This is a genomic window from Baekduia sp., from assembly GCF_035318805.1.
Lineage (GTDB): Bacteria > Actinomycetota > Thermoleophilia > Solirubrobacterales > Solirubrobacteraceae > Baekduia.
Genome location: NZ_DATHDY010000031.1, coordinates 42,917 through 69,591, shown reverse-complemented (window position 1 = coordinate 69,591; position 26,675 = coordinate 42,917). Strand labels below are relative to the sequence as shown.

33 protein-coding genes are annotated in these 26,675 nt (G+C 74.2%); 18 read left to right on the top strand and 15 right to left on the bottom strand.

All coding sequences use genetic code 11. The features are described 5' to 3' along the window. Positions 1-156: 156 nt before the first annotated feature. From VK501_RS08200 to VK501_RS08165, 8 genes are all read right to left on the bottom strand, one after another. On the bottom strand, positions 157-585 hold the full coding sequence (locus VK501_RS08200) for a hypothetical protein (protein WP_324336492.1): 429 nt from the start codon (positions 583-585) through the stop codon (positions 157-159). Between the two features lie 56 nt (positions 586-641). Next, complete coding sequence (locus tag VK501_RS08195; RefSeq protein ID WP_324336489.1) at positions 642-1,007, bottom strand: cupin; 366 nt, start codon at positions 1,005-1,007, stop codon at positions 642-644. 31 nt (positions 1,008-1,038) lie between these two features. Next, complete coding sequence (gene ychF, locus VK501_RS08190) at positions 1,039-2,118, bottom strand: redox-regulated ATPase YchF (RefSeq protein WP_324336487.1); 1,080 nt, start codon at positions 2,116-2,118, stop codon at positions 1,039-1,041. Next, complete coding sequence (locus VK501_RS08185; protein ID WP_324336485.1) at positions 2,115-2,702, bottom strand: phosphatase PAP2 family protein; 588 nt, start codon at positions 2,700-2,702, stop codon at positions 2,115-2,117. Before VK501_RS08185 ends, ychF begins: the two co-directional genes overlap by 4 nt. A gap of 55 nt (positions 2,703-2,757) precedes the next feature. Next, positions 2,758-2,934 carry a hypothetical protein gene (locus tag VK501_RS08180; protein WP_324336483.1) on the bottom strand — a complete coding sequence of 59 codons (177 nt, stop codon included), beginning with the start codon at positions 2,932-2,934 and terminating at the stop codon, positions 2,758-2,760. A 138-nt stretch (positions 2,935-3,072) separates the two neighbouring features. Next, on the bottom strand, positions 3,073-3,288 hold the full coding sequence (locus VK501_RS08175; protein ID WP_324336481.1) for a hypothetical protein: 216 nt from the start codon (positions 3,286-3,288) through the stop codon (positions 3,073-3,075). Between the two features lie 20 nt (positions 3,289-3,308). Beyond that, on the bottom strand, positions 3,309-3,713 hold the full coding sequence (gene mce, locus VK501_RS08170; RefSeq protein WP_324336479.1) for a methylmalonyl-CoA epimerase: 405 nt from the start codon (positions 3,711-3,713) through the stop codon (positions 3,309-3,311). Between the two features lie 40 nt (positions 3,714-3,753). Then, positions 3,754-5,424, bottom strand: a complete 1,671-nt coding sequence (locus tag VK501_RS08165) for an ATP-dependent metallopeptidase FtsH/Yme1/Tma family protein (RefSeq protein ID WP_324336477.1) — start codon at positions 5,422-5,424, stop codon at positions 3,754-3,756. A gap of 148 nt (positions 5,425-5,572) precedes the next feature. Here VK501_RS08165 and VK501_RS08160 point away from each other — a divergent pair, with 148 nt between their 5' ends. Genes VK501_RS08160 through VK501_RS08150 form a run of 3 tightly spaced genes read left to right on the top strand, consistent with a single transcriptional unit; the run spans position 5,573 to position 7,313 of the window. Beyond that, positions 5,573-6,103, top strand: coding sequence for a YceI family protein (locus VK501_RS08160; protein ID WP_324336475.1), 531 nt, complete (start codon positions 5,573-5,575; stop codon positions 6,101-6,103). 6 nt (positions 6,104-6,109) lie between these two features. Further along, complete coding sequence (locus tag VK501_RS08155) at positions 6,110-6,679, top strand: NADPH-dependent FMN reductase (protein ID WP_324336473.1); 570 nt, start codon at positions 6,110-6,112, stop codon at positions 6,677-6,679. 10 nt (positions 6,680-6,689) lie between these two features. Continuing rightward, positions 6,690-7,313 carry a helix-turn-helix domain-containing protein gene (locus VK501_RS08150; protein WP_324336471.1) on the top strand — a complete coding sequence of 208 codons (624 nt, stop codon included), beginning with the start codon at positions 6,690-6,692 and terminating at the stop codon, positions 7,311-7,313. Positions 7,314-7,581: 268 nt separating this feature from the next. Here VK501_RS08150 and VK501_RS08145 read toward each other — a convergent pair whose 3' ends face one another. Together VK501_RS08145 and VK501_RS08140 are read right to left on the bottom strand one after the other, a co-directional pair. Continuing rightward, a complete protein-coding gene (locus VK501_RS08145; protein WP_324336469.1) occupies positions 7,582-8,403 on the bottom strand; it encodes a DUF1385 domain-containing protein in 822 nt (273 codons plus the stop codon). Next, a complete protein-coding gene (locus VK501_RS08140; RefSeq protein ID WP_324336467.1) occupies positions 8,400-9,683 on the bottom strand; it encodes a M20/M25/M40 family metallo-hydrolase in 1,284 nt (427 codons plus the stop codon). The genes VK501_RS08145 and VK501_RS08140 overlap by 4 nt, the downstream gene beginning before the upstream one ends. Before the next feature lie 40 nt (positions 9,684-9,723). Between VK501_RS08140 and VK501_RS08135 the strand changes: the two genes are divergently transcribed. Continuing rightward, a complete protein-coding gene (locus VK501_RS08135; RefSeq protein ID WP_324336465.1) occupies positions 9,724-11,037 on the top strand; it encodes a replication-associated recombination protein A in 1,314 nt (437 codons plus the stop codon). A 12-nt stretch (positions 11,038-11,049) separates the two neighbouring features. Further along, on the top strand, positions 11,050-12,654 hold the full coding sequence (locus VK501_RS08130; RefSeq protein WP_324336462.1) for an aldehyde dehydrogenase family protein: 1,605 nt from the start codon (positions 11,050-11,052) through the stop codon (positions 12,652-12,654). A 248-nt stretch (positions 12,655-12,902) separates the two neighbouring features. Here the strand turns inward: VK501_RS08130 and VK501_RS08125 are convergent, their stop codons facing one another. Together VK501_RS08125 and VK501_RS08120 are read right to left on the bottom strand one after the other, a co-directional pair. Further along, positions 12,903-13,211, bottom strand: a complete 309-nt coding sequence (locus tag VK501_RS08125) for an AzlD domain-containing protein (RefSeq protein ID WP_324336460.1) — start codon at positions 13,209-13,211, stop codon at positions 12,903-12,905. After that, positions 13,208-13,888, bottom strand: a complete 681-nt coding sequence (locus VK501_RS08120) for an AzlC family ABC transporter permease (RefSeq protein WP_324336458.1) — start codon at positions 13,886-13,888, stop codon at positions 13,208-13,210. The genes VK501_RS08125 and VK501_RS08120 overlap by 4 nt, the downstream gene beginning before the upstream one ends. Positions 13,889-13,905: 17 nt before the next feature. Here VK501_RS08120 and VK501_RS08115 point away from each other — a divergent pair, with 17 nt between their 5' ends. Next, positions 13,906-14,493 carry an XRE family transcriptional regulator gene (locus VK501_RS08115; RefSeq protein WP_324336457.1) on the top strand — a complete coding sequence of 196 codons (588 nt, stop codon included), beginning with the start codon at positions 13,906-13,908 and terminating at the stop codon, positions 14,491-14,493. Positions 14,494-14,561: 68 nt separating this feature from the next. Here VK501_RS08115 and VK501_RS08110 read toward each other — a convergent pair whose 3' ends face one another. Continuing rightward, on the bottom strand, positions 14,562-15,377 hold the full coding sequence (locus VK501_RS08110; protein ID WP_324336455.1) for an oxygenase MpaB family protein: 816 nt from the start codon (positions 15,375-15,377) through the stop codon (positions 14,562-14,564). 48 nt (positions 15,378-15,425) lie between these two features. On the opposite strand from VK501_RS08110, the gene VK501_RS08105 reads away from it, so the two are divergent. From VK501_RS08105 to VK501_RS08050, 12 genes are all read left to right on the top strand, one after another. Further along, complete coding sequence (locus VK501_RS08105; protein ID WP_324336453.1) at positions 15,426-16,172, top strand: bifunctional precorrin-2 dehydrogenase/sirohydrochlorin ferrochelatase; 747 nt, start codon at positions 15,426-15,428, stop codon at positions 16,170-16,172. 3 nt (positions 16,173-16,175) lie between these two features. Continuing rightward, positions 16,176-16,652 (top strand): cyclic pyranopterin monophosphate synthase MoaC, encoded by a 477-nt coding sequence (moaC, locus tag VK501_RS08100; protein WP_324336451.1) that lies wholly within the window; start codon positions 16,176-16,178, stop codon positions 16,650-16,652. A 28-nt stretch (positions 16,653-16,680) separates the two neighbouring features. Beyond that, positions 16,681-17,163: a MogA/MoaB family molybdenum cofactor biosynthesis protein gene (locus VK501_RS08095; protein ID WP_324336449.1), complete on the top strand. Its 483-nt coding sequence runs from the start codon at positions 16,681-16,683 to the stop codon at positions 17,161-17,163. Further along, a complete protein-coding gene (gene ccmA / locus VK501_RS08090) occupies positions 17,144-17,827 on the top strand; it encodes a heme ABC exporter ATP-binding protein CcmA (RefSeq protein WP_324336447.1) in 684 nt (227 codons plus the stop codon). The genes VK501_RS08095 and ccmA overlap by 20 nt, the downstream gene beginning before the upstream one ends. Beyond that, on the top strand, positions 17,824-18,522 hold the full coding sequence (locus VK501_RS08085; RefSeq protein WP_324336445.1) for a heme exporter protein CcmB: 699 nt from the start codon (positions 17,824-17,826) through the stop codon (positions 18,520-18,522). The genes ccmA and VK501_RS08085 overlap by 4 nt, the downstream gene beginning before the upstream one ends. Positions 18,523-18,552: 30 nt before the next feature. Further along, positions 18,553-19,278 (top strand): cytochrome c biogenesis protein, encoded by a 726-nt coding sequence (locus VK501_RS08080; RefSeq protein WP_324336443.1) that lies wholly within the window; start codon positions 18,553-18,555, stop codon positions 19,276-19,278. Continuing rightward, complete coding sequence (locus tag VK501_RS08075) at positions 19,278-19,502, top strand: hypothetical protein (protein WP_324336441.1); 225 nt, start codon at positions 19,278-19,280, stop codon at positions 19,500-19,502. Before VK501_RS08080 ends, VK501_RS08075 begins: the two co-directional genes overlap by 1 nt. Then, positions 19,499-20,842 (top strand): glutamyl-tRNA reductase, encoded by a 1,344-nt coding sequence (gene hemA, locus VK501_RS08070; protein ID WP_324336439.1) that lies wholly within the window; start codon positions 19,499-19,501, stop codon positions 20,840-20,842. Before VK501_RS08075 ends, hemA begins: the two co-directional genes overlap by 4 nt. Then, complete coding sequence (gene hemC / locus VK501_RS08065; protein ID WP_324336437.1) at positions 20,839-21,702, top strand: hydroxymethylbilane synthase; 864 nt, start codon at positions 20,839-20,841, stop codon at positions 21,700-21,702. The genes hemA and hemC overlap by 4 nt, the downstream gene beginning before the upstream one ends. Next, positions 21,699-23,195: a uroporphyrinogen-III C-methyltransferase gene (gene cobA / locus VK501_RS08060; protein ID WP_324336435.1), complete on the top strand. Its 1,497-nt coding sequence runs from the start codon at positions 21,699-21,701 to the stop codon at positions 23,193-23,195. Before hemC ends, cobA begins: the two co-directional genes overlap by 4 nt. Before the next feature lie 121 nt (positions 23,196-23,316). After that, positions 23,317-24,114 carry an SAM-dependent chlorinase/fluorinase gene (locus tag VK501_RS08055; protein ID WP_324336433.1) on the top strand — a complete coding sequence of 266 codons (798 nt, stop codon included), beginning with the start codon at positions 23,317-23,319 and terminating at the stop codon, positions 24,112-24,114. After that, positions 24,114-24,815, top strand: coding sequence for a biotin--[acetyl-CoA-carboxylase] ligase (locus tag VK501_RS08050; RefSeq protein ID WP_324336432.1), 702 nt, complete (start codon positions 24,114-24,116; stop codon positions 24,813-24,815). The genes VK501_RS08055 and VK501_RS08050 overlap by 1 nt, the downstream gene beginning before the upstream one ends. Here the strand turns inward: VK501_RS08050 and VK501_RS08045 are convergent. Next, positions 24,812-26,197 (bottom strand): PH domain-containing protein, encoded by a 1,386-nt coding sequence (locus VK501_RS08045; protein ID WP_324336430.1) that lies wholly within the window; start codon positions 26,195-26,197, stop codon positions 24,812-24,814. The genes VK501_RS08050 and VK501_RS08045 overlap by 4 nt on opposite strands. Further along, positions 26,187-26,672, bottom strand: a complete 486-nt coding sequence (locus VK501_RS08040; protein WP_324336427.1) for a PH domain-containing protein — start codon at positions 26,670-26,672, stop codon at positions 26,187-26,189. Before VK501_RS08040 ends, VK501_RS08045 begins: the two co-directional genes overlap by 11 nt. Between the last annotated feature and the right edge of the window lie 3 nt (positions 26,673-26,675).

Below are 26,675 nucleotides of genomic sequence, written 5' to 3'. Positions count from 1 at the left end.
GCGACCGCGACCGATGTAGCCAATGCGCAGGATCACCCAGCGGCCCACGTCGGTTGGATCAGCGGCCCTGGCGATTCGGAGGTATGCGACGGGATCCTGCGCGAACGTCCTGAGGCAACGCGATCCGTACCCCGCAGCGCGCGTTCCGACCGAACGTCACCGCCCGCTCGGGCCGCCGGGCACCAGGCGCTGTGCGTCGATCTCGTCGTGGCCGTGCGCGCCGGTCATCAGCCAGCCGACGGCGTCGATGCGGGTGCCGATCTTGGGAACCGGAGCGAGGTGGACCTGACGCTGGGCCTTCACGATCCGGCCGTCCAGATGCGACACGATGATGAAGTGCCGGTCGCCGTCGCCGTCGCCGTCCTTGCGCTGGACCCAGACGACCCGGCCCGACGTGTGGGCGCACGTCGGCTCGGACCGCAGCGGCACCGTCTTCCAGCAGGGACGAGTCCACGCCGGAGCCTTGGCCCGTTGGGCGGGCGTCATCAGCTTCGCGTGCGGATAGGTCTCGTAGACGCCGGGCCGGAGCAGGATCAGCGCGGCGACGGCCAGGGCCGCCAGCGCGAGGACGAGGACGAGCAGCACCCAGCGCGCGCGGCGCCACCGTCGCCGCGTCGCCGGCAGCCGCTGCGGGTGGCCGCTCAGTGCGATGTCGTGCCCTCGCGGCCGTAGACGTCCGACAACCGGATCACGTCGTCGACCTCGGGCGTGGAGACCTCGAGGATCTGCGAAGTCTCGATCGCCTCGACGGTGTGCACCTGCCCGGGCTCGTTGCGCCAGGAGTGGCCCGGGCCGACCACGACCTCGGTCAGCTCCTCGGCGTTCCTGCCCGTCACGAGCTTCAGCCGGCCCGACAGCAGGTAGCTGCTCTCGTCCTTGTGCTCGTGGAACTGCAGCGACAGGCGATGCCCGGCCTCGACGTGGAGGATCTTACCCGCGTAGCGGTCGGTGAGGGCATACCAGAGCTCGTGGCCCCAGGGCTTGTCGACGCGGCGTGGTAGATCCATGGCTTGCCCTCGTACCCGGTTCGCTGAGCGCTCAGGGCGTGAACTTCACGTTGATGACGTCGCCGTCGCGCATCACGTAGTCGCGGCCCTCGAGCCGGAGCGTGCCGCGATCGCGCGCGCCGGCGTAGCCGCCGGCGTCGACCAGCGCGTCCCAGCCGATGACCTCGGCGCGGACGAAGCCCTTCTGGATGTCGGTGTGGATCTGGCCCGCGGCGTGCCAGGCGGTGAGCCCGTCGCGCAGGTGCCAGGACTGGGCGATCGTGCCCTCGCCTGCGGTGAAGAACGAGTTCAGCTGCAGGAGCGCGAACGCGCCCTGGGCGACGCGGTCCAGGCCGGACTCGCTGACGCCGAGGTCGGCGCGCATCGCAGCGGCGTCCTCCTCGTCGAGCTCGGACAGCTCGGCCTCGAGGCGGCTCGACACGGCAACGACGCCGGCCCCGTGCGAGGCGGCGTGGGCCGCGACGGCCGGCGGGATCTCGTCGGAGCCCTCGTCGACGTTGACGACGAAGAGCACCGGCTTGGCCGTCAGCGGGCTGAGGTTGCGCAGCGCCGCGGGCGCCGCGTCGGGCACCGGGATGCCGCGCGCGGGCTCGCCGGCCTGCAGCGCCTCGATGACCTGGCGCAGCCACGTCTCCTCGGCCGCCGCCTCCTTGTCACCGCCCTTGGCCTGCTTGGCCACGCGCTCCACGCGACGCTCGGCCTGCTCGAGGTCGGCGTAGACCAGCTCGGTCTCGATCGTGTCGATGTCGCGCATCGGGTCGACCGAGCCGTCCGAGTGCAGGATCGAGTCGTCGGTGTGCGCGCGCACGACGTGCACGATGGCGTCGGTCTCCCGGATGTTGGCGAGGAACTTGTTGCCCAGGCCCTCGCCCTCGCTGGCGCCCTTGACCAGGCCGGCGATGTCGTGGAAGGCGATCGTGTCCCACACGATCTCGGAGGCGTGCAGCAGCGATGCGACCTGCTCCATGCGCTCGTCGCGCACCGGGACGATCGCCACGTTGGGCTCGATGGTCGTGAACGGGTAGTTCGCCGCCTCCGCGCCCGCCTTCGTCAGCGCGTTGAACAGCGATGACTTGCCCGCGTTGGGCATGCCGACGATGCCGACCTTCATCGAGAGAGAGCTCCTACGAACGTGCCGAGGAGAGCCCCGGCGAAGATGTCTGAGGGGTAGTGGACGCCGAGGTAGACCCGGCTCGCCGCCATGGCCGCCGCCACGGGATAGACCGTCGCGCCGCCCAGCAGCGGCGCGTAGCCGCGGGCTGCCGCGAACGACGACGACGCGTGCGCCGAGGGGAAGCTCAGCTGCGTCGGCGTGGCGATGAGCTGCGGCAGGTCCTCCAGCACCGGGCGCGGGCGCCGGGCGACGACCTTGACCACCGTGTTGATCCCGTAGGCGGCCGCGACCCCGGCCGCCGCGCGCGTCCACTGGCCGCGCCTGGGTCGGTCCAGCAGCGCGCCGGCCGCGCCGACGGCCAGCCACAGCGCGGCGTGCTCACCGGCCTTGGAGAAGCGGGCGACGGCGCGCTCGGCAGCGGGCCCGTGACCATGGGTGCGAGCCCCGCGGAAGAGCGCGACGTCGGCGCGCGCGATCGCCAGCCCGACGGTTCCCGCGGCCAGGCGCGCACGCAACGAGCGCCGCGCCGCAGGCTCGGGACCGGCCCCTGGCGGCGTGGCGGTGGCGGTGGCGGCGTTCACGGCCCGCAACGGTAGAGCGTCACCGGCTGCGGCCGCCCTGCGCCGCAGGCGCTGATCAGTCGAGGCGCTCCAGCGACACGGCGCGCAGCAGCTCGCACTCGTCGGGCACGCCCTCCGGCGGCGCATCGGGACGCTCGTGCATCGCGACGACGTGCAGGGTCGCGTCGAGCACGGTCACGCGCCGCATCTGCCCTCCGAAGCGCTCCACGAACACCCAGTTGTCCTCGGTCATCGACGGAGCCCTCCACGGTCCGGGAGATCCCCGCACGGGTCTCCTTGATGACCAAACGGTACCCGGACGTCCCCCCTGGGACTGGGGGAGTTCTGTGGCCCGCGGCAGGGGGGATTGCTGCCCGGGGACGGCCGGCGTCTAGCTCCCGATCCCGAACCCCACGCGCCCCTCGTCCTTCTCGACGCGCAGCCAGAGCACGAACTCGAGGTTCAGGCGGATGGAGCCGTCCTCGGCGTCCACGTCGTGCCAGCCCTCGCCGCCGAGGGCGTCGCGGAGGCGGGCCAGCTCCTCGTCGCTGACGCGGGTCGCCAACGGGGGGCTGGCCTGGAAGCCGATGGAGATGCGCTGAACCATGCCGCGGAGCCTACCGCGCGTCAGTGCGCGGGCTCGACGATCTCCGTCAGCACTCCGCCGCTCGCGGCCGGGTGCAGGAATGCCACGCGCGAGCCGCGGATGCCGGTGCGCGGCGTCTCGTCGATCAGGCGCGTGCCGGCGGCCTTCAGGGCCGTCAGCGTCGCGTCGATGTCGGTCACCTGGTAGGCAACGTGGTGGATCCCCGGACCCTTCTTGGCCAGGAACCGGCCGACGGGCGTCTCGGGACCCAGCGGCGCGAGCAGCTCGACGTGGTTCTCGCCGACGTCGAGCAGGACGGCTTCGACCCCCTGCTGGGTCACCGTCTCGCGGTGGGCGAGCTCCATCTCATACGTCTTCTCGTACAGGGCGATGGCTGCGTCGAGGTCCTCGACGGCGACGCCCACGTGGTCGATGCGCGCGAACATGGCGCGCGACCATAGTGAACCGGAGCCCTCCGGCCCAGGCTCAGGCCGCGCCGTCGTCGTCGCCGCCGGGGTGTGGCAGCGGCGCGACCGCGGCGATGCGCGGGCGCTCGGCCGGCGGGGGGACGGCGTAGGGCCGGCGGCGCACGGGCTCGACGCCGGCCATGATCACGTCGACCTCGCCGCGGTCGAGCGTCTCGCGCTCCAGCAGCGCGGTGGCCAGCTCCTCGAGCTTGGGCCGGTGGCTGGTGATGAGGTCGTAGGCCGCCTTCTGCGCTTCGAAGGCGAGCTCCTGCTGCTCCTCGTCGCGGATGCGGCGGGTGAGGTCGCTGACGATGTCGGCGTCGGTCACGGCGCGCGCGCTGGCGGTCGCAGTGCCCATGCCGTATTCGTGGACCATCGCGTGGGTGATGTCGGCCAAGCGCTGGAGGTCGTTCGCGGCGCCGGTGGTCACCGCGCCGAAGACGATCGCCTCGGCGACGCGACCGCCGAGCAGGACGGTCATCTGGTCGACGAGCTCGTCGCGCGTCTTGAGGTAGCTGTCCTCGTCGGGCAGGTTCATGACGAACCCGAGCGCGGACCCGCGCGGCACGATCGAGATCTTGTGGACGCGCTCGGTCGTGGTCAGCAGCTCGCGGCAGAGCGCGTGGCCGGCCTCGTGGTAGGCGACGACGCGGCGCTCGTGCTCGTTGAGCGTGGTGTTGGTCTGGACGCCGGCGACGACGCGCTCGAGGGCGGCGTCGAAGTCCTGGCGGCTGACGGCCTGGCCGCCGCGGCGGACGCAGAAGATCGCGGCCTCGTTGCAGAGGTTGGCCAGCTCGGCGCCCGAGAGGCCGCTGGTCTGCTGGGCCACGAGGTGCAGGTCGACGTCGGCGCGCAGCGGCTTGTTGGCGGTGTGGACGCCGAGGATCCGCTTGCGGCCCTCGACGTCGGGCGGCGAGACGAAGACCTGGCGGTCGAAGCGGCCGGGGCGCAGCAGCGCGGGATCGAGCTTCTCCAGCAGGTTGGACGCGGCCATCACGACCACGCGGCCGGAGGTGGCGAAGCCGTCCATCTCGACCAGCAGCTGGTTGAGCGTCTGCTCGCGCTCGGAGTTGTTGTCGGTGCCGCGGCGCGCGCCGACGGCATCGAGCTCGTCGATGAAGACGATCGCCGGCTCGTGCTTGCGCGCCTCGCGGAAGAGGCGGCGGATGCGGGCGGCGCCGAGGCCGGCGAACATCTCGACGAACGAGGACGCCGACTGCGCGTAGAACGTGGCGCCTGACTCGTGCGCGACGGCCTTGGCCAGCAGCGTCTTGCCGGTGCCGGGCGGGCCGTGCAGCAGGACGCCGGCGGGCACCGAGGCGCCGAGGCGCTGGAACTTCTTGGGGTCCTTGAGGAAGTCGACGACCTCCTGCAGCTCCTTCTTGGCCTCGTCGACGCCCGCGATGTCGCTCCAGACGACCTCGACGCCGGCGGCGGGGCTGATCTCGACCGGCTTGGTCTTGGGCATCGACTTGAGCGTCCGCCACATGACGACGGCGAACAGCACGATGAACAGCAGCGAGGCGAAGCCCTGCCAGTCGTTGCCGAACTGCTGGATGCGCTCGGTGACCGTGGGCTTGGGCACGGTGGTCGTGCCCTTGTACTGGCTGACGTCCTTGGTCGCGTTGGCGCCCGTGGTGTCGCCCCGTCCGGATGCGGGCGTGGACGAGGAAGCAGCAGACGCAGGCACCTCCCTTCCATCGGCCGGAGCGCGCCAACCCTTGAAAGCCGGGCACGGAAATCGGCGCCGGACCGCGGCTTGACAAAAGCGGACTCCGGTCCGCTATAGTGCGGGACGTAACCGGACTCCAGTCCACATTCCCTTCCAGGAGCCTCACATGAGCACCACCGCGCAGCAGATCCCCACCGACACCTACACCGTCGATCCGGTCCACTCGACCGTCGGCTTCGGCGTCAAGTACAACGGTCTTGCGACCTTCCGCAGCACGTTCGAGAAGCTCGACGCGCAGCTGGCCGACGGCGTCCTGACCGGTTCGGTCGACGTCTCCTCCATCGCCGTGGACGAGCCCAACTTCAAGGGCCACCTCCTCGCGGCCGACTTCTTCGACGCCGAGGTCACCCCGACCATCACGTTCCGCTCTACGGCCATCCGCGCCGACGACGACGGCACGGCCGAGGTCGACGGCGAGCTCACGATCCGCGGCACCACGAAGTCCGTGACCGCCACCGGCAACTACGCCGCCGGTGCCGACCCGTACGGCAACGAGCGCGTCGCGTTCGAGCTGTCGGCCAAGGTCGACCGCCGCGAGTTCGGCCTCAACTGGCAGAACGAGCTCCCCACCGGCGGCGACGCCGTGGCATGGGACGTCAACCTCGTCGTCGACCTGCAGCTCGTCAAGCAGGCATAGGGCCCCATGTCTGCGATCCGCATCCTCGGGATCTCCGGATCCCTCCGGAGCGGGTCCCACAACACGAGCCTCCTCCGGGCGGCAGCGCAGTCGCTGCCGTCCGGGGCCGGGCTCGAGGTCTTCGACGACCTGAGGGACCTGCCCCCGTACGACGCCGACCTCGACGTCGAGCCCGCGCCCGCGGCGGTCGCCCGGCTGCGTGAGGCGATCGCGGACGCCGACGGCGTCCTGATCTCCACCCCCGAGTTCAACGGCTCGATCCCCGGCGTGCTCAAGAACGCGCTGGACTGGGCGTCGCGGCCGTTCCCCGACAACGCCCTGCGCGGCAAGCCCGTGTCGGTCATCGGCGCGTCCACCGGCCTCTTCGGCGCGGTGTGGGCCCAGGCCGAGACCCGCAAGTCGCTCGGCATCATCGGCGCCGACGTGCTGCCTGGCGAGCTGCCCGTCGGCCAGGCCCAGCACGCCTTCGGCGACGACGGCCATCTGGTCGAGCCCGACCTGCGCGCCGCCCTCGACGATCTCCTGGGTGTCCTCGCCCAGCGTGTGGGAGCCCGGGACTCCCAGGCGGCGGTTTAGGGTGCTCCATGTGGTCCCCCCATCCTTCGACCTCCCGATGTCGGCGGCGCCGCCCGCGGAGCGCGAGCGCGCGGACGCGCGGCGCAATCGCGAGCGGATCCTCGGTGCCACCGCCCGCCTCGTCGAGAGGGTCGGGATCGACTGCTTCTCCATGGACGACGTCGCCGCCGAGGCGGGCGTCGGCAAGGGCACGCTCTACCGCCGCTTCGGGGACCGGTCGTCGCTTATCCGCGCGCTCATCTCCGAGCCCGAGCAGGAGTTCCAGGAGTCGCTGATCCGCGGCGCGCCGCCGCTCGGCCCGGGCGCCCCGCCCGCCGAGCGCCTGCACGCCTTCGGCGACGGCCTCATGCGCTTCCTCGACGGCCACTCGATCTACATCCAGGCCGGTGAGATGCTCGGCGCGGGCGCGCGCTACACCCATCCGGTCTACGCGTTCTACCGGACGCACGTCGGGCTGCTGCTGCGCCAGGCGATCGGCGAACGGCCCAACACGGAGTACCTGGTCGACGCGCTGCTGGCGCCGCTCGGGGCGGAGCCGTACCTCTACCAGCGTGACATCCGCGGCATGTCGCTGGACGAGATCTGCGCCGGCTGGCACGTGCTGGTCGACGCGGTGCTGACGCAGCAGGGGTAGGGCTGGACGGCCTCGAACGGCTCGACGTCCAAGCGCTCCTGGTCGCGGCGCCCGGCGGCCCGGTCGAGATCGGCGAGCATCATGGCCCTCCCGGGGCGACGGTGATGCCTTGGGCACCGCCGACCTGCTCCTCTCCCATGCCTCCCCAGCCACCCGGCCGCGGAACAACTCGCCTAGGAGACTGTGTCGCTACCGCGACTGGGGACCCACCTCCGGCGGCGACGGCTGGCCGTCGTGGCCTCGGCCTCGCTGGCCGCCTACGGCACCCCTAGCCCGCCGGCGCCACGCCCTCGGCGCGCAGGATCTCCGCCAGCGCCGCGCGGCCGACGTCGAGCTGCGTCTCGGTCGGCTCGCGCGTGCCGATCACGCGCTGCAGCTCGTAGCCGGGGCGCCGCAGCAGGCGGGCGCCGATCGACGACTCGTGGCGCTCCGACCAGGCGAAGACCTCGACCGCCAGGCCCACCGACGCCAGCGACACCGCGGCGCCCGCCAGCGCGCCCGGCTTGTCGACCGCGCGCTTGAGCAGCGCGGTGCCCGCGATGTTGGAGGCGAGCATCGGCGCCATCAGGTGCGACCCGCAGCGGTCGTGCTCCTTGGCCGCCTCGCGGGCGTCCGCGCCGCCGCGCTCGTAGGCGGAGATCGCCTTGTGCTCGACCCCGTGGTAGGCCGCGAGGTCGCCGCTGCCCAGCGCCATCAGCGACGGCAGCAGCGACAGGCCGGCCAGCGCGACCTCGCCGCCCGTGCCGCGCATGCGGCGCCGCAGCACCGCGGTGGCGAGGCTCGTCGCCGCGGCCGCGCCGAGCAGGCGCCGGTCCTGCCACGGCAGCTTGGCCTCGGGCAGCGCGCGCTTGACCAGCGGGATGACGACCATCGCCTCGCCGAGGCGGATGACGCCGCGCGCGCCCGGCACCGACTGCAGCGGCCCGCGCAGCCGCGGCTTGCGCCCCGACGTCGCCGCGATCGTGCCGTCGGTGCGGCGCACCGCGGCCGCCCAGTGCGTCGGCCCGTGCACCAGCAGCCCGTTGCGCAGCGCCATCCCGCCGAGCCGCAGCGGCTCCGGTGCGGCGCTCTGCTCCGCGGCGCTGCTCATGCCAGCAGCTCCTGCGCCACGGCGCGGTAGCAGCGGGCGGCGAAGCCCACGTCCGCGGCGGCGATCCGCTCGTCCTTGCCGTGCACCAGGGGCCACATCTCGTACAGGTTCATTTCTCGTTGGGGGAAGAAGCCGTAGGCCACGCACTCGGGGAAGGCGTCGCGGAAGGCCCGGGAGTCGGTGTAGGCCGGGAGCATGGTCGGCACCACGCGCGCGCCGGGATCCTCGCCGGCGACCCACCGGCGCAGCGCGTCCATGAGCGGCGACTCGGTCGGCGAGCCGTTGCCCACGACCTCCTCGATCCACGTCACCTCGTAGCCGTTGCCGAGGCCGTCGAGGACCTCGGCCATCCGGCGCTCCGCCGTCGCGCGCCCGTGCCCCGGCGGCACGCGGCAGTCGACGGTGAGCGTCGCGGCGCTCGGGATCACGTTGATCTTGGTCCCGGCGCTGATGATCGTCGGCGCGAACGTCACCGACGACATCGGCTCGGCGAACGCCGCGAGCCCCGGGTTGGCGACGCGCAGCGCGTCGAGGTCCTCGAGGTCCAGCGCGTCGAGCAGCGCCATCGGCGCCTCGGTGAGGTCGAGCGACGGGCGGCGCTCGGCGAGCGCGGTGAGCAGCGGCGCCAGCTTGGGCAGCGCGTTGTCGGCGACGTTCGGCATCGAGGCGTGCCCGGCCGCGCCGCGCGTGGTCAGCGAGAAGCGGAAGACGCCCTTCTCGGCGGTGCAGACGCCGTAGAGGCGCTCGTCGCCGTGCGGGATGACCGTGCCGCCGCCCTCGTTGAGCAGGAAGTCGCAGCGGACGAGATCCGGGTGGTTCTCGGTGAGCCAGATCGCGCCGTCCTCGCCACCGGTCTCCTCGTCGACGACGACGATCACGAGCAGGTCGCCGTGCGCGGGACGCCAGCCGCTCTGCGCGAGGTCGAGCGCCGCGGCGACCTCGGCCGCGGTCTGCGACTTCATGTCCTGCGCGCCGCGACCCCAGACCTCGCCGTCGACGAGGTCGCCCGACCACGGGTCGCGCTGCCACTCGTCGGGGTCGGCCAGGACCGTGTCGACGTGCGACAGCAGCCCGAGGACCGGCCCGTCGGCGGCGCCGCGCAGGCGCGCCACGAGGTTCGGGCGCTCCGGCGTGCGACCGACCAGCTCGACCTCGAAGCCGGCGTCGCGCAGCTCGGCGGCCAGCTCCTCCTGGAGCGCGCGCTCGTCGCCGGGCGGGTTCACCGTCCGGTGACGCAGGAGCTGTTGCAGCAACGCGACGGCGCGCTCTTCGAGGGCCATGGTGGTGCAGGCTAGAGCCACGTCGTACCGTCTTGCGTCGATGGCCGAGCAGATGGGACTGGGAGAAGTGGTCGCCACGCGCAATGCGCCGCTGGCCGACCGCATGCGACCGCTGACGCTGGACGAGGTCGTCGGCCAGCCGCAGCTGACCGGGGAGCGGGCGCTGCTCGCGCGCTCGGTGGCCGAGGGACGGCCGTACTCGTTCGTCCTCTACGGCCCGCCCGGCACCGGCAAGACCACGATCGCCATGGCCGCCGCGCGCGCCTTCAGCCTCGCCTTCGAGCAGCTCAACGCGGTGACCGACGGCGTCAAGGACCTCCGCGAGGTCATCGCCCGGGCCAAGGACCGCCGGCGCATGGGCGAGGGCACGCTGCTGTTCCTCGACGAGATCAGCCGCTGGAGCAAGTCCCAGCAGGACGCGCTGCTGCCCTACGTCGAGAACGGCACCGTCGTCCTCATCGGCGCGACGACCGAGAACCCGGGCTTCGAGCTCAACCGCGCGCTGCGCTCCCGGCTGAAGGTCGAGCTCGTCCGGGGCCTCACCGACGACGACCTCTCCGCGCTCGCCGACCGCGCGCTGACCGACACCGAGCGCGGCCTCGGCGACCGCCGGCTGACGCTGCACCCCGACGCCCGCGCCGCCCTGCTGCAGCACGCCGACGGCGACGCGCGCGCGGTCCTCACCGGCCTCGAGTACGCCGCGACGCTGTCGGATGCCGGCGCCGAGATCTCCGAGGACCTGATGCTGGAGGCGCTCGGCGCCCGGGCGTTCCCCGGACGGGTCGAGCACTACGACCTGGCCTCGGCGATGATCAAGAGCATCCGCGGCTCGGACCCCGACGCCGCGCTGTACTGGCTGGCGCGCATGGAGGCGACCGGCGAGGAGCCGCGCTTCATCGCCCGGCGGCTGCTCATCAGCGCGGCCGAGGAGGTCGGGATGGCGGCGCCCGGCGCGCTGGCCGTCGCCAACGCCGGCTTCGAGGCCACCATGAACCTCGGGCCGCCCGAGTGCTGGCTCGTGCTGGCCGAGGTCGCGTGCTACCTGGCGACCTCCCCCAAGAGCTGGGCGTCCTACCAGGGTCTCGCCGACGCCCGGCGGATCGTGGCCGAGAGCCCGGCCTACCCGGTGCCGCTGCCGCTGCGCAACGCGACCGACGACGTCTCGCGCGCCGAGGGCGCCGGCGAGGGCTACGAGCACGCCAGCCGCCTGCCGCCCGGCTCGCCGCACGTGCGCTTCCTCCCGCAGGAGCTGGGCGACCTGCGGACCTACAGCGCGCACCGGCGCGGGACCGAGGTCGACCGCGCCTGGGAGCGCCGGCCGCCCGACGCACCGGAGACCGACGGCTCCAGCTGAGAGGATCGGAGCGTGGCCGACGCTCCGAGCAGTGCGCCCGACGACGCGCCGACCCTGCGCTCGGTGGCCCCCGCGACGGGCGGGGAGCTCGGCACGGTGCCGATCGCCGATGCGCAGGCCGTGCACGCCGCGGTCGACGAGGCCCGCGCCGTGCAGCGGCTGTGGGCGCAGCTGCGCCTGGAGGACCGCGCCCGGTACATGGCTCGCGCCGCGCAGGCCGTGATCGACGAGGCCGGCGAGCTGGCCGACCTGATCTGCCGCGAGCAGGGCCGCCCGCGCGCCGAGGTCGAGCTGGGCGAGCTGGTCCCGGCGATCGAGACGCTGCAGTGGCTCGCCGAGGCGGGACCGCGGATCCTCGCGGGCGAGCGCGCCGGGCTCTCGCGCGTGCTGCATCCGCTGACCCGCGCGCGCTGGACCTACGAGCCGCTCGGCGTCGTCGCAGTCCTCGGTCCCGCGGCCGAGCCGTTCGCCACGCCGCTGGGCGACGTCGCGGTCGCGCTGATGGCCGGCAACGGCGTCGTGCTCAAGCCGTCGCCGCACGCCGCGCTGGCGGGCGACCGGATCGGCCGCGTCTTCGCCCGCGCCGGGCTGCCCGAGGGCCTGCTGCACGTGCTGCACGGCCATGCCGGGACGGGCGCCGCGCTGGTGGAGGCGGCCGTCGCCCAGGTGCGCTTCACCGGCTCGGCACGGGCCGGCGCCAAGGTGCTCGAGGCGTGCGCGCGCGACGTCAAGCGCGCGGTCGCCGAGCTGGGCGGCCAGGACGCCGCGATCGTGTGCGGCGACGCCAACGTGGCGCGCGCCGTCGAGGGCATCGCGTGGGGCGCGTTCGCCAACGCCGGGCAGTCCGGCGGATCGATCGAGCGGGTCTACGTGCTGCGCGCGGTCGCCGACCGGTTCCTGGAGGACCTGCTGGCCCGCACCCGCGGTCTGCGCGTCGGCGATCCGGCGGACCCCGACACCGACGTCGGCCCGCTGGTCGGCGGCGAGCGCCTCGGGCGGGTGACCGAGCTGCTCGACGAGGCCGTCGCCCAGGGCGCGGTGCTCCACTGCGGCGGACCGGTGAGCGTCCCCGGCCTGCCCGGCGCGTTCTGCGCGCCCGCGGTGCTGACCGGCGTGCCGGCGGGCGCGCGGCTGGCGCGCGAGGAGGTGCCGGGACCGGTTGTGGCGGTGACGGTCGTCGACCGCGAGGAGGATGCGATCGCCGCCGTCAACGACAGCCCGCTCGGGCTTGGCGCCTCGGTGTGGACCGCTGATCGCTTCAAAGGCCAGCGCATCGCGCGGGAGCTGCGCGTCGGGATGGTGTGGATGAACGACCACCTCGTGGCCCGTGGCGCTCCGCAGCTGCCGTGGGGCGGCGTGCGGGGATCGGGCATCGGGCGCGCCCGTGGCGCGATCGCGCTGCGCACCTGCGCCGAGCCCAAGGTCGTCACCTGGGATCCGCCGCTGGGCCGCGCGTTCTGGTGGTTTCCCTACGACGCCGCGCTGGTGCGGACCGGGCGCGCGGTCGCCCAGCTGCGCTCGACGCGCGACGCCGATCGCGAGCGCGGGCTGCGCGAGGGCGCACGGCCGGCGCTGAGGGTGGCAGCGCGGACCGTGCGCGCCCTGCGCCGGCGCTGAGGACGCCCGCACGACTCTGGAGGAGTGAAGAGTCGGGGTGGCGGACGCACCCTGCGCGCGTCCGCCACCCGCTGATGGGCGCGGCTCCCGGTCGACGCCTCCCGCCGTCCGGACTCAGGAGGGCAAACGTAGGGGACGGCGGCGGGCTGCCTGGGCAGCGCACCGCAAAGTGCATCGCTTTGCCCCAGAAAAGCGACACACGCCCGCCGCCGGTATGGACCACCCAGTCGCGATAGCGACACAGTCTCCTACGTGATCGCCCGCAGCCCGCCGGCCGTCACGGCCGCCACGAGGATCACCACGAGGACCGGTGCGCGCAGCGCGACGGCGACCAGTGCGGCTGCCAGCCCGGCCGCGCGCGGGTCGACGACGACGTCGCGGCCCGAGGCGAAGGTGTTGGTGACGATGAGCGCCGCCAGCAGCGCCGGGCCCAGCAGCGCCATGACCCCGGTCAGGCGCGGCGGCAGCTCGCGCCCACCCAGCGCCGCGGGCGCCAGGCCCTTCAGCAGCAGCGTCCCGGCACTCGCGCCGAGGACGACGATCCACGCGGTGCTCACGCCGGCACCGCGTCGCGGACCCGCGGGCGGCGCAGGCCCGCGAGGCAGACCACGGAGGCCGCGACGATGGGCACGCCCGGCGGCACGACGGGGACCATCGCCAGCGCGACCACCCCGCCGGCCAGCGCGGCGAGCAGCAGCCCGCGTTCGCGCACCTGGCCGGCGAGGAGGGCGAGGAACAGCGCGGGGAACGCGGCGTCGAGGCCGAGCGTCTCGGGATCGCCCAGGACCTCGCCGGCCAGCACGCCCACGACCGAGGCCAGGACCCAGGCGGCGTAGATCGTCAGCCCGGCGCCGACCAGCAGCCGCGGGTCGTAGCGGCCGCCGCCCAGGTGGCTGACCGCCCACGACTCGTCGATGACCACCTGGCCCTGCGCGGCACGCGCCAGCGGACGGCCGCGCAGCCACGGCGCCACCGAGAGCCCGATCGGGAGGTAGCGGGCGTTGAGCAGGAGCGCCGCGGTGATGGCGGCGACGGCCGTGCCGCCGTCGCCGATGATCGACACGGCCGCGAACTGCGCCGACCCGGCGAACGTCGTGAGCGAGAAGATGATGGTCTGCAGCGGATCGAACCCGGCCTGCCGGGCCAGGACGCCGTAGGTCAGGCCGAACCCCCCGACGGCGATCGCCAGCGGCCAAGCACGCCGGGCGCCGTCCACGTACGTCGTTCGTTCCATTAGCATGCACGTTCGCTATGCCGAACGAGATTGTCAAGGTCGTGGGGACCAACCTGCGGCGCCTGCGGACGCTCGACGGCCGCTCGCTGTCGGACCTCGCCCGCGCGTCCGGGGTGGCCAAGGCGACGCTGTCGGCGCTGGAGAGCGGCCGGGGCAACCCGACGCTCGAGACGCTCTCGGCGGTCGCCGCCGCCCTGGAGGTCCCGATGGGCGACCTCATCACCGCCGCCGACCCCGAGCCCGTGACCGTCGTGCGCAACGACGAGGGCACCGCGATTCCGGGCACGGCCAACGACCTGCGCCTGATCGCGCGGTTCACGCCGGGCGGGACGGTCGAGGTCTACGAGGCGCAGTGGCCGAAGCGCTCGACGCGCAACGCGGGCGGCCACGGGCCCGGCACGCGCGAGCACGTGTTCATCACGCGCGGCGGCCTGAAGGTCGGGCCGCTCGGGCGCGAGGTCGGGCTGGCCGGCGGCGACTACGCGACGTTCGCCGCCGACGAGCCGCACATCTACGAGGCGCGCGCCGGCACGCGGGCGCTGCTGCTGATGCAGTGGGCGCCGGGCGCTCAGGCCGCGGCGGAGCTGCCCGCCGACGGCACATAGGCGCGCCCCAGGCGCATCAGGCCGCGGCGGACCTGCCCGCCGACGGCTCGTAGGAGCGCCCCAGGTGCTCAGGCCGCGGCTGAGCTGCCCGCCGACGCCACGTAGCGCAGCCGCCCGGGCAGCAGCGGCACCAGCACGCGCTTGACGTACTCGGCGCCGCCGCGGACCGCCAGGGCGCGCGCGGGATCCCACGAGAAGCCGTAGCCACGGCGGATGGCGCCGGGCAGCAGGCCGACGGTGACGAAGTTGGCCAGCTCGACCAGCGGCCGGACCTTCAGCGGCACCGGCGGGCGCAGGACGACCTCGATGCCGACCTGGCGCGCGGTCGGCGTGACGACGAGATCGCCCGAGCCCAGCATGTCCGACATGTAGGCCTGGAAGTCGGCCCACGTCTGGGGCATGTCGGCGTCGGCCAGACCGAACAGGCGGCCGACCACGCGGTAGTCGGCCCAGTAGGCGTCGCGCTCGGACGGCGTGAGGCGCTCGACGTAGCGCTCGTGGACGAGCACCGCCGAGTCGACCAGGCACGCGACGATCCACAGCAGCAACGCGGGGTCGTCGGCGGCCCACGGCGTGCCGGCCGGGAACGGGCCGGCGGCGCGCGGCAGGGTGCCGCGGGCGCGGGCGTGCATGGCGCGCACGCGCGCGGTCATGCGGTCGGCGTCGGCCTTCGGGCCCCACGCGATCGCGTCCATGACCTCGGCGGTGCGGCGCAGGCGGTCGTACGGATCGTCGAGCGATCCGGTCGCCATGAAGAACCCCTCGAACGCCACGGGGTGGGCGCCCATCATCAGCAGCGCGCGCGGCCCGGAGAGCGCGGCGACCTTCTCGCGGTGGACGCGGCGCAGCAGCGAATCATCGGTGAAGTAGCTCGTGCGTGACATGAGTCCTGTGATCTCTCGCACCGTGTACGGCCGTCTACCCTGTCAGAGATGCCTGCCGCCGCTTATGAGGGAAAGGAGTGCGTGTGCCAGTTCAAGCGCGGGGTCTGCGATCAGACCTGCGTGCGGGACATGCTGGACACGCCGTTCTACATCGCCTGCCTGAAGCTGCGCGGCCGGCGCTGCCTGGTCATCGGCGGCGGAGCGCTCGGCCTCGAGAAGACCGAGGGCCTGCTGGCCTGCGACGGTGACGTCACGGTCATCGCGCCCGAGGTCGGCCCCGAGCTCGCGGCGCTGGCCGCCGAGGGGTCGATCCGCTGGGAGCGGCGCACGTACGCCGGGCCGCAGGACCTCGAGGGCATCTTCATGGTCATCGCCTGCACCGACGACACAGACACCAACATCGCGATCTACGAGGACGCCGAGCGTCGCGCGATGCTCGTCAACATCGTCGACGTCCCGCCGCTGTGCAACTTCATCCTCCCGGCGATCGTGCGCACCGGCCCGCTGGCCATCGCGATCTCGACGGCCGGCGCCTCGCCCGCGCTGGCCAAGCGCATGAAGCGCGAGATCAGCGCCCAGTTCGGCGAGGACTACGCGCGCCTGGCGGTCATGCTCAACGACGTCCGCGGCTGGGCGAAGGGCACGCTTCCGACCTACCAGGACCGCAAGGACTTCTTCGAGTCCATCGTCAACGGCGACCCGGACCCGATCCGGCTGATCCGCGCCGGCGACGAGGCCCGCCTGCGCGAGATCATCGCCGCCGCCCAGCGCGAGCACGCGCCGGCGACGGCGTAGGGAATGCCCGAGCGCCTCACGCACCTCGACGAGCACGGCGACGCGCGGATGGTCGACGTGGCCGGCAAGGCCGTCACGGAGCGGCGCGCGGTCGCCAGGGCGGTCGTGCGGATGGCGCCGGAGACGGCGCGCATGGTGCAGGCGGGAGACGCGCCGAAGGGCGACGTCCTGGCCACCGCGCGGATCGCCGGGATCATGGCCGCCAAGCGCACGGGCGAGCTGATCCCGCTGTGTCACCCGATCGGCCTGGACCACGTGGACGTCGACGCCACCGTCGACGCCGAGGCCGGGACGGTCACGATCATCGCCAGCGCCGGGGTCACCGCGCGCACCGGCGTCGAGATGGAGGCCATGACCGCGGCCGCGGTGGCGGCGCTCACCGTGTACGACATGGTCAAGGGCGTGGAGCGCGGCGTGGCCGTCGAAGAGGTCGTGCTGCTGGAGAAGTCGGGCGGCCGCAGCGGCACCTGGCGGCGCTGACGGGCCGCTGACGCCTACTCTCCGTTCCGTGCGCACCTGCGTCCTGACCGTTTCCACGTCGGTCTCGCGCCGGGCGAGCGAGGACGAGTCCGGTCCCCTGCTCGCGCGGCTGGCCGAGGAGGCCGGCGCCGACGTCGAGGCGATGGAGGTCGTCCCCGACGACTTCGCGCTGATCGAGGACCGGCTGCACCACTACGTCGACGACGGCTTCGCGCTGATCTTCACCACCGGCGGGACCGGCTTCACGCCCGACGACGTCACGCCCGAGGCCACCCGCGCGGTGATCGAGCGCGACGCGCCCGGCATCGCCGAGGCCCTGCGCGCCGAGTCGGCCCGCCACACGCCGATGGGGATGCTCTCGCGCGGCGCCTCGGGCATCGCCCACCGCTCGTTGATCGTCAACTTCCCCGGGAGCCCGAAGGCCGTCGCCGAGCTCTTCCCCGTCGTCGCGCCCGTGCTCGAGCACGCGGTCCGCACGCTGCAGCGCGACGATGGCAGCTCCCGCCATTGAGCTCGAGGGCCTGACGCGCCGCTACGGCGACCGCGAGGCCCTCTCCGACGTGTCGCTCGCGCTGCCGGCCGGCCAGACGCTCGTCGTCTTCGGCCCCAACGGCGCGGGCAAGACCACGCTGCTGCGGGTCCTCGCCACGCTGCTGCGGCCCCACGCGGGCGGTGCCCGCGTCCTCGGCCACGCGCTGCCCGGCGAGGGCTGGGCGGTCCGCGGGCGCATCGGGTTCCTCGGCCACGCCTCGCTGCTGTACCGCGACCTCACCGCGCGCGAGAACCTCACGTTCCACGCGCGGCTGCACGGCACGGAGCCCGGCCGCGTCGAGCAGCTCCTGGAGGCCGTCGGCCTGACGCTGCGCGCCGACGATCCGGTGCACACCTACTCGCGCGGGATGGTCCAGCGCGCCGCGGTCGCCCGCGCGGTCCTGCACGACCCCGAGCTGCTGCTGCTCGACGAGCCGACCGCGAACCTCGACCCGCACGCGACCGAGCTGGTCGAGCCGCTGATCGGCGCGGCGTCGGGCCGGACGCGCGTCCTGACTAGCCACGACCCGGTCGGCGGGCTGCAGGGCGCCGACCTCGCGCTCGGCCTGCGCGCCGGCCGTACCGAGCTGCTCGCGCCCGCGGCGGGCGTCGACCGCGACGCGATCGGGGCGCTGTACCGGTGACGCCCCCGCCGCCCTCGACCCGGCGCGCCGTCTCGGCCCTGCTGCGCAAGGAGGTGCGCCTGGAGCTGCGCACGCTTCAGGTCATCCCGGCGATGGCGCTGTTCAGCATCACGACGCTGATCGTCTTCCACTTCTCGCTGCAGGCCAACTCCGTGGAGGGCGCCCTGGCGGCCGGCGTGCTCACGGTGACGCTGCTGTTCAGCGCGATCCTCGGGATCAACCGCCTGTTCGTCGCCGACCACGAGGAGGGCGGCTTCGACGGCTTCCTGTTGGCGCCCGTGGACCGCACCGCGATGCTCGTCGCCAAGGCGCTGGCCCTTGGGGGGTTCCTGGTCGCCCTGGAGGTCGTCGCGGTTCCCGCGTTCGGGCTGATGCTCCTCGACCCGAACCTCACGGGCGCGGCCCTGTGGCAGACGATCGTGGTCCTCCTGCTGGCCGACGTCGGCATCGCCGTGGTGGGGACGCTGGTCGGCGCGCTGGCCATCCAGACCCGCGCGCGCGACCTGATCGTGCCCCTGATCGCCCTCCCGCTGCTGCTGCCCGTGGTCATCGGGACGGCGAAGGCGCTCGCGCCCACGTTCGCCGCGGCGGGCGCCGGGGCGCTCCCGGGGCGCTGGCTGGCGATCCTCGGGCTCTATGATCTGATCTTCGGCCTTCTCGCGTACGCCGTCTTCGACTTCCTCCTCGAAGACTGAGCGGGCCGCAGCGGCCCCGGGAGTTCTCCGATGTACGGCTCACGCCTTCGCAGTCTGTCCGCAGCGACCGTGGTGACACTCATCACCGGCTACTGCCTGGCCGCGTTCGTCGCGCCCATGGACGCCGACCAGGGCTTCATGCAGAAGATCTTCTACCTGCACGTGCCGATGGCGATCGTCGCGCTGGGCGGGTTCGTGTTCGGCGGGATCTGCGCGATCATGCACCTGCGCACCGACGACGCCAAGTGGGACCTGCGCTCCTACGTCGCGATCCACATCTCGGTGATCCTCGGCGTCGGCGTCCTGCTGACCGGCGCGATCTGGGCCAAGGCGTCGTGGGGCCACTGGTGGGTGTGGGACGAGCCCACGCTCGTGAGCTTCCTGATCGTCTTCCTGCTCTACGCGACCTACACGCCGCTGCGCTTCTCGATCGAGGACCGCGAGAAGCAGGCGCGCTACGCGTCGGTCTTCGCGATCACCGCCGGCGCGTTCGTGCCGCTGAACTTCCTGGCGGTCCGCGCCGCCACGTCGCTCGTGCACCCCCGCACGTTCGACTCCGCCGACAACCTGCCCGGCGCGATGCGCACCGCGTTCCTGGTGTGCTTCCTGGGCATGGTCCTGCTGTACGTGCTGCTCTGGCGGTACGAGATGGCCCACAAGAACACCGTCGCCCAGCTGCGATCCCTCAAGCGCAAGCTCGCCGGAGACGACGGCCTGCGCAGCCGCCGCTCGGCCGCCCCGGAGCTCCAGGTCTGATGATCACCGCCGCCTCGAACACGCTGCCCGACAACGCCGGCTACGTCGCCGCCGCCTACCTCGTCTTCCTGGCGCTGCTGGTGGTCTACGTCGGCATCATGGCCTACAAGCTGATGCGCGTCGAGCGCGACGTCGTCGAGCTCAACCGGCTCGCCGACGCGGAGCGCCCGGGCACCGGCGAGCCGGACACCGCCCGCGCAAGCGAGGAGGCGACGAGCGTATGACCGAGCTCCTCTGCCTGGGCATCTCCCAGAAGACCGCGCGCGTCGCGGTCCGCGAGCGCCTGGCGCTGACGACCAAGGAGGGCCAGGCCCTGTGCCGCGAGCTGGTCCAGAGCGAGCACATCCGCGAGGCGGTCGCGATCTCCACCTGCAACCGCACCGAGGTCTACCTCGTCGGCGACCCGGTCGGCGCGGAGACCGAGCTGCTGACCCGCCTGGCGCAGCGCGCCGGCACCCGCCCCACCGAGCTGGCCGAGGCGCTCTACGCGCCGCGCAACTGCGACGCCGCCCGCCAGCTGTACCGCGTCGTCAGCGGCCTGGAGTCGATGATCGTCGGCGAGGCCGAGATCCAGGGCCAGGCCAAGCGCGCCTACGAGGCCGCGCTGGAGGCCGGGACCACCGGCCCGCTGACGAACCGCCTCTTCACCGCCGCGCTGCAGACCGGCAAGCGCGTGCGCTCGGAGACCACGATCGGCGAGGGCCGCGCGAGCGTCTCCAGTGTCGCCGTCGGCCTGGCGCGCGACGTGATGGGTCCGGAGCTCTCCTCCCGCGACGTCGTGATCATCGGCGCCGGGGAGACGAGCGAGCTCACCGCCCGCGCGCTGGCCGAGCAGGGCGTGCGGACGATCTTCGTGGCCAACCGCCACGCCGACCGGGCCCGCTCGATCGCCGAGCGCTTCGGCGGCTCGGTCTCCTCGCTGCACGAGCTGCCCGAGCGCCTGGCCGAGGCCGACATCGTCGTCGCCTCGACGTCCTCGCCGCACCCGATCATCGAGGTCGACGAGCTCGCCGTGGTCATGCGCGAGCGCGACGGCTCGCCGCTGCTGCTGATCGACCTCGCCGTCCCGCGCGACATCGACCCGGCCTGCGCCGAGCTCGAGGGCGTGACGCTCTACGACATCGACGACCTCCAGTCGGTCGTCGCCCGCAACCGCCAGGTCCGCGAGGCCGAGCGCGAGCAGGCCGAGGCGGTCGTCGAGGACGAGATCCAGCGCTTCGCCCGCTGGATGGGCCAGCTCGACGTCCTGCCGACCATCACCGCGCTCCGCGCCCAGGGCGAGAGCATCGTCGAGCAGCTCCTCGCCGAGAACGCCGGCCGCTGGGAGAGCGCGTCGGTGCGCGACCGCGCCCGGATCGAGGCGCTGGCGCGCTCGCTGATGCAGCGCCTGCTGCACGAGCCGACGATCCGCCTCAAGTCGCTGGAGCGCGAGGGCGGCCACGGCCGCGTCCAGCTGGCGCGCGAGCTCTTCGGCCTCGAGGAGAGCGCCGCCGAGGCCTCGCTGCCCACAGAGCAGGACACCGACGCCGACGTGCGCCCCCTGCGCCGGCGCGCCGGCCAGTGAGGCTCGGCACGCGCGCCAGCGCGCTCGCGCTCGTGCAGGCCCACGCGGTGGCCGAGGCGCTGCGCGCGGCGGGCGGCGACGCCGCCGAGATCGTCGAGATCACCACCAGCGGCGACCGCGGAATTCGGACCCACCCATCCGACAAGGCGCGCTGGATCGACACCATCGAGGACGCGCTGCAGCGCGGCGAGATCGACCTCGCGGTGCACTCGGCCAAGGACGTGCCCGCCACGAAGCTGCTGCGGCCCGGCATGCGTCTCGCCGCCGTGCTGCCCCGCGAGGACGCGCGCGACGCGCTGGTCGGTGCCGCGTCGCTCGACGCGCTCCCGGCGGGCGCGCGCGTGGGCACCTCGTCGCTGCGCCGTCGCGCCCAGCTGCTGGCCGCGCGCGACGACCTCGAGGTCGTCGAGCTGCGCGGCAACGTCGACACGCGCCTGCGCAAGCTCGGCGAGGGCGCCTGCGACGCGCTCGTGCTCGCCGCCGCCGGGCTGCGCCGCCTCGGCCGCGAGGGGGAGATCGGCGCGCTGCTGGACGCCAGCGTCTTCGTCCCCGCGCCCGGCCAGGGCGCGCTCGCCGTCGAGGGCCGGGCGATCCCGGAGCACCTGGTCGACCCGGCGACCGACGCGCAGCTGCGCGCCGAGCGCCACGTCGTCGAGGCGCTGGGCGCCACCTGCGACACGCCGGTCGGCGTCCACCACGACGGCACCGCGCTGCACGCGTTCGTCGGGCTGCCCGACGGGAGCGCGTGGATCCGCGACAGCGTCGTCGCCGACGACCCCGCGCCGCTGATGGTGCAGCGCCTGCGCTCGATGGGCGCCGCGGCGCTGCTGGAGCAGGCCGAGATGATGGCTGCGACGTGACTCGCGCAGGGCGCGTCGTGCTCGTCGGCGCCGGTCCCGGCGACCCGGGGCTGATGACCGTCCGCGCGCTGGAGGCCATCGCGCAGGCCGACGTCATCCTGTATGACAAGCTCATCCCGGCCACCGCGCTGGACGGCGCGCGCGCCGGCGCCGAGCTGCTCGACGTGGGGAAGGTCGGCGGCGGCGAGCAGGTGCCGCAGGACGAGACGCACCGGCTGCTGCTGACCCACGCGCAGGCGGGTCGCACCGTCGTGCGCGTCAAGGGCGGCGACCCGTTCGTCTTCGGGCGCGGCGGCGAGGAGGCGCTGCTGTGCCGCGAGCACGGCATCCCGTTCGAGGTCGTCCCCGGCGTCACCGCCGGCGTCGCGGCGCCCGCCTACGCCGGCATCCCGGTCACGCAGCGCGGGATGGCCGCCGCGGTGGCGTTCGTCACCGGCCACGAGGACCCCGGCAAGCCGGAGACGCAGCTCGACTGGCCCGCGCTGGCGGCCTTCCCGGGCACGTTGGTGTTCTACATGGGCGTGCGCGCGCTGCCGCGCATCGCCGATCAGCTGACCGAGCACGGCCGGCCGGCAGACGAGCCCGTGGCGATCGTCGAGCGCGGCACGCTGCCCGACCAGCGCACGGTGCACGGCACGCTGGACACCATCGCCGAGCTCGCGGCCGCGGCCGCGATCAAGCCGCCGTCGGTGACCGTGGTCGGCCGCGTCGCCGCGCTGGGCGAGGAGCTCGGGTGGCTCGGCGTCGGCCCGCTCGCCGAGACGTCGGTGGTCGTCACGCGCCCGCGCGCGAAGGCCAGCGGCCTGGCGCGAGCGCTGCGCGAGCTGGGCGCCCGCGTCGTCGAGGCGGCGGTGATCGTCCCCGAGCCCCTGGACTTCACGGTGCCCGACCTCGCCGGCACCGACCTGCTCGTCCTGTCCTCGCCCAACGGCGCGGCGCGGTTCTTCGGCGCGCTGCGGGACTCCGGCCGCGACGCCCGCGCGCTGGCCGGCACGCGCGTGGCCGTGATCGGCCCCGGCACCGCCGACGCCGTGCGCGCCCACGGCGTGGAGCCCGACCTGGTCCCCCGCAGGGCGGTGGGCGAGTCGCTGGCCGAGCTGGTCGCGGGCCTCGAGGTGCAGCGCGCGCTGATCGTGCGCGCGCGGGGCGGCCGCGACGTCGTGCGCGAGGCGCTCGCCGGCGCGGACCCGCCGGCCGCCGACATCACCGTGATCGAGCCCTACGTCACCGTCGCCGAGCCGCTGGACCCGCGGGCCCGCGCACGGGCGCTGGAGGCCGACTGGGCGACGTTCACCTCGGCGTCATCGGCGCGCTTCTTCTGCGAGGCGGTCGGCGGCGCCGACGCGATCCGCGACAGCGGCCTGCAGCTCGCCTCGATCGGCCCGATCACGACCACGGCGCTGCGCGAATTGGGGCTGGAGCCGCACGTCGAGGCCACCGAGCACACGCCCGACGGCCTCGTCGCCGCGCTGGTGGCCGCCGCCGGGGCCTAGGGGGAACACTGGCCCAGAGGGCCAGGTTCCCTTGCGGGTGTTCGCCCAGGGGGCGAAACCCGCGGCGGGCTAGGGACCCACGCTCCGAGCGCGGCCGGCGCGCCGCTAGCCTCCCCGCGGCATGGCCCATCCGATCACGTTCCTGTCCGACTACGGCCTGGACGACGACTTCGTCGGCGTCTGCCATGCGGTCATCGCGCGGATCGCGCCGGAGGCGCGCGTCGTCGACCTCACCCACGGACTGGACCGCCACGACATCCGGACCGCCGCGCTCGTGCTGCGGCGGGCGCTGCCGTTCGCGGCGCCGGGCGTGCATCTGGCCGTCGTCGATCCGGGCGTCGGCGCCGAGCGGCGCGCGCTCGCGCTGCGCACCACCGAGGAGGACCGGATCCTCGTCGGGCCCGACAACGGCCTGCTGTCGCTGGCCGCCCAGCGCTTCGGCGGGATCGCCGAGGTCGTGGACGTCGCCCGCTCGCCCCACCGGCTCGAGCCGGTCTCGGCGACCTTCCACGGGCGCGACATCTTCGCGCCCGTGGCCGCCCACCTCGCCGCGGGCGCGGAGCTGGCCGACGCCGGCGATCCGATCGACGCCGACGAGATCATCCGCCTGGACATGCCGCTGGCGCTCCTGGAGAACGGCGAGCTGTTCGCGCACGCCGTCGGCTTCGACCGCTTCGGCAACATCATGCTCGACGTCGAGCACGCCGAGCTGACCGAGTCGGGGTTCAAGCTCGGCCACGCGGTCGACGTCAACGGCCGCACCGGCGTCTACGCCACGACGTTCGCCGACGTCGCCGCCGGCGAGCTGATCCTCTACGAGGACGCCTACCGGACCCTCTCGCTGGCGGTCAACCGCGGCTCGGCGCGGGAGCTGCTCGGCGTCGCCCGCGACGACGAGCTGCGGATCCGCGCGCGCTGATGCTGGGCACGCCGCGCCTGCACCTGCGGTCGACCGACTCGACGAGCGACCGCGCCAAGGAGCTCGCGCTGGCCGGTGCGCCGCACGGCGCGCTGGTGACCGCCGCGGCCCAGACCGCGGGGCGCGGCCGGCAGGGCCGCAGGTGGACGACGCAGCCCGGCGCCACGCTGGCGATGTCGCTGGTGCTGCGCGACGCGCCGCCGCTGCTCCCGCTGGTCGCGGCCGTCGCCGTGGCGCAGGCCTGCGGCCCCGGCGCGCAGATCAAGTGGCCCAACGACGTCCTCGTGGGCGGGCGCAAGGTCGCGGGGATCCTCGCGGAGGGCCGGCCGCAGGACGGCTGGACGATCCTGGGGATCGGCGTCAACGTCGCGGTCGACCCGGCCGACCTGCCGCCCGACCTGCACGCCAGGGCGGGCACCCTCGGGCGCGCGCGCGCCGACGTCGCGCCGTTCCTGGCCGACCTCTTGACGGCCCTGGACGGGGCCCTGGCGCTGGAGACCGCCACGCTGCTGGACGAGTGGCGCGCGCGCGACGCGCTCGCCGGCCACGCGGTCGCCTGGGCCGGCGGGACCGGGACGGCCGCCGGGATCGACGGCGAGGGCCGGCTGGTCGTCACGCTGCCCGGCGGCGGCCGGACGGCGCTGAACGCCGGCGAGGTGCACCTCGGGCGGCTGCCGGACACCGAGCCGCCGTCACGCTAGGCGCGCGGATCCAAGACCACCAAGAAGCGATCCACCAGCGGCGGGTCAACGTGGCGGACGGCGAGGCGCGTGCCGCGCGCGACGGTGACCGACACCGTCGCCAGGTCCGCGCGGCGCTGGAGGATCGTACGCGACACCCCGAGCTGCTGCAGGCGCCGCCGGCGCGCCACCAGCGTGATCCGCGCCGCGCGGTGACGCGCGCGCAGCACGACGCGGCGGTCGTCGGGGTCCAGCCGCAGGCCCGCGGCCGCGAACGCGTCGAGCCCGAGCGCGACGGCGAGCGCGACGAGCACCGGCGCCGCCGGCCAGGCCGCCGGCACGATGCCGATCAGGATCGCGCTGACCGCGAGCGCCGCGAGGACCGGTCGCATGACGTAGCGCCGGCGCGCGCGCTCCGGCGGCCGCTGCTGCAGCGCCAGCGGCCCCGACAGCTCGGGCAGGAACGTCGCGAGGAACGGCTCGACGTCGCGCCGCGGCAGCAGCGGGAACAGCGTGCGCTCCACCGTCTCGCGGCCGCCCAGGCTGGTGACCTCCAGGCGCAGCGTCACGAGCCCGAACGGGCGGCGCAGCGCGCTCTCGACGATCTGCGCGCCGTCGACCCGCGCGACCGGCACGCTGACGGCGCGGCGCTGCAGCAGCCCGCGGCGGATGCGCAGGCGCTCGTCATCGCGCTGGATCTCGAAGCCCGAGAAGGCCACGACCGCACCGAGGAACGACAGCGCCCAGGCCGCGCCGAGCAGCGCGAGGGCGATCAGGACGACCTCATGGACGGTGTCGACGCTGCGCGCCAGCGTCTCGCTCTCGCCGGCCAGGCCGTTCTGGAGCAGGCCGAAGACGCCGCCGACGACCGGCAGGACGACGCCAAGCTGCGGCGCGGTCAGCGCCGTGACGAGCAGGCCGGCCATCGTCAGGCGCCGGCGCCGGTGGGCCGCCTGCTCCTCCTGGTCGGGGTGCCCGAGCGCGGCCCGCAGCTCGCGCGCCTGCGCGTCCGACAGGGCGCTGAGCATGACCTCGGCGTGCTCGCCGGCACCCGGCGTCTGGACCTGCAGCCCGCTGACGCCGAACAGGCGCTGGATCGGCCCGGCGATGGTGTCGACGGCCTGCACGCGATCGAGCGGCACGACCGTCTCGTCGGGCGAGAACACGCCGGAGCGGAAGTGCAGCGCGCGGTCGCTGATCCGGTAGGTGGTGGCCCGCCAGCGGGTGATGCCGATGGCCGCGGCGGCGCCGACGCCGAGCAGGCCGAAGAGGATCGCCGAGAAGCTGCTGCGCGTCCCGCCGGCGACGAGCCCGATCAGCAGGGGGACCGCGACGTCGGCCAGCGCGCGGACGGCCTCGTCGATGGCGGCCGCGACGTGCAGCCGGTGCGGCTCAGAGCTCATCGGGTTTGCGGATCAGCCCGGCGAGCCGGTCGCGGACCAGCGCCGCGTCGCCGTCCTGCAGGGCCGGGATCTCGGTGGTGCCGGCAGCGGTGTGGACGACCACGGCGGCGACGCCGACGATCTGCGCGAAGAACGTGCGCTTGACGTCGACGTGCTGGATCCGCGCGACGGGCACGATCGTGCGGATCTCGGTGAACGCGCCGCGGCGCAGGTCGAGCTCGTCGTCATCCAGGCGCCAGCGCCAGCGGCGCCAGCGCAGCGTCGGCACGACGAGGACGGCGACCAGCGCGCCGAGCAGCACGAGGAACGGCAGCACGTCGCCGAGCACCCCGACGATCCCGTCGCCGTCGAGCACGGAGGGCAGGATCGCGAACGCCGCGACCGTCGCCGGGCCGCTCCAGGCGAGCGCCTCGATGGTCCACAGCGCGCGGGCGGCCGGCGCGAGGAGGCCGTCGGGCTCGGGGCGGGGATCCACGCC

Bases quoted from the DNA above. Each gene is read 5' to 3' on its own strand.
- VK501_RS08050 (WP_324336432.1), top strand. From the start codon at position 24,114: ATGCTGGGCACGCCGCGCCTGCACCTGCGGTCGACCGACTCGACGAGC.
- VK501_RS08175 (WP_324336481.1), bottom strand. From the start codon at position 3,288: ATGGTTCAGCGCATCTCCATCGGCTTCCAGGCCAGCCCCCCGTTGGCG.
- hemA (WP_324336439.1), top strand. From the start codon at position 19,499: ATGACCGAGCTCCTCTGCCTGGGCATCTCCCAGAAGACCGCGCGCGTC.
- VK501_RS08135 (WP_324336465.1), top strand. From the start codon at position 9,724: ATGGCCGAGCAGATGGGACTGGGAGAAGTGGTCGCCACGCGCAATGCG.
- VK501_RS08160 (WP_324336475.1), top strand. From the start codon at position 5,573: ATGAGCACCACCGCGCAGCAGATCCCCACCGACACCTACACCGTCGAT.
- moaC (WP_324336451.1), top strand. From the start codon at position 16,176: ATGCCCGAGCGCCTCACGCACCTCGACGAGCACGGCGACGCGCGGATG.
- VK501_RS08110 (WP_324336455.1), bottom strand. From the start codon at position 15,377: ATGTCACGCACGAGCTACTTCACCGATGATTCGCTGCTGCGCCGCGTC.
- ccmA (WP_324336447.1), top strand. From the start codon at position 17,144: ATGGCAGCTCCCGCCATTGAGCTCGAGGGCCTGACGCGCCGCTACGGC.
- mce (WP_324336479.1), bottom strand. From the start codon at position 3,713: ATGTTCGCGCGCATCGACCACGTGGGCGTCGCCGTCGAGGACCTCGAC.
- ychF (WP_324336487.1), bottom strand. From the start codon at position 2,118: ATGAAGGTCGGCATCGTCGGCATGCCCAACGCGGGCAAGTCATCGCTG.
- VK501_RS08080 (WP_324336443.1), top strand. From the start codon at position 18,553: ATGTACGGCTCACGCCTTCGCAGTCTGTCCGCAGCGACCGTGGTGACA.
- VK501_RS08155 (WP_324336473.1), top strand. From the start codon at position 6,110: ATGTCTGCGATCCGCATCCTCGGGATCTCCGGATCCCTCCGGAGCGGG.
- VK501_RS08115 (WP_324336457.1), top strand. From the start codon at position 13,906: ATGCCGAACGAGATTGTCAAGGTCGTGGGGACCAACCTGCGGCGCCTG.
- VK501_RS08045 (WP_324336430.1), bottom strand. From the start codon at position 26,197: ATGAGCTCTGAGCCGCACCGGCTGCACGTCGCGGCCGCCATCGACGAG.
- VK501_RS08075 (WP_324336441.1), top strand. From the start codon at position 19,278: ATGATCACCGCCGCCTCGAACACGCTGCCCGACAACGCCGGCTACGTC.
- VK501_RS08105 (WP_324336453.1), top strand. From the start codon at position 15,426: ATGCCTGCCGCCGCTTATGAGGGAAAGGAGTGCGTGTGCCAGTTCAAG.
- VK501_RS08145 (WP_324336469.1), bottom strand. From the start codon at position 8,403: ATGAGCAGCGCCGCGGAGCAGAGCGCCGCACCGGAGCCGCTGCGGCTC.
- VK501_RS08120 (WP_324336458.1), bottom strand. From the start codon at position 13,888: ATGGAACGAACGACGTACGTGGACGGCGCCCGGCGTGCTTGGCCGCTG.
- VK501_RS08195 (WP_324336489.1), bottom strand. From the start codon at position 1,007: ATGGATCTACCACGCCGCGTCGACAAGCCCTGGGGCCACGAGCTCTGG.
- VK501_RS08055 (WP_324336433.1), top strand. From the start codon at position 23,317: ATGGCCCATCCGATCACGTTCCTGTCCGACTACGGCCTGGACGACGAC.
- VK501_RS08140 (WP_324336467.1), bottom strand. From the start codon at position 9,683: ATGGCCCTCGAAGAGCGCGCCGTCGCGTTGCTGCAACAGCTCCTGCGT.
- VK501_RS08180 (WP_324336483.1), bottom strand. From the start codon at position 2,934: ATGACCGAGGACAACTGGGTGTTCGTGGAGCGCTTCGGAGGGCAGATG.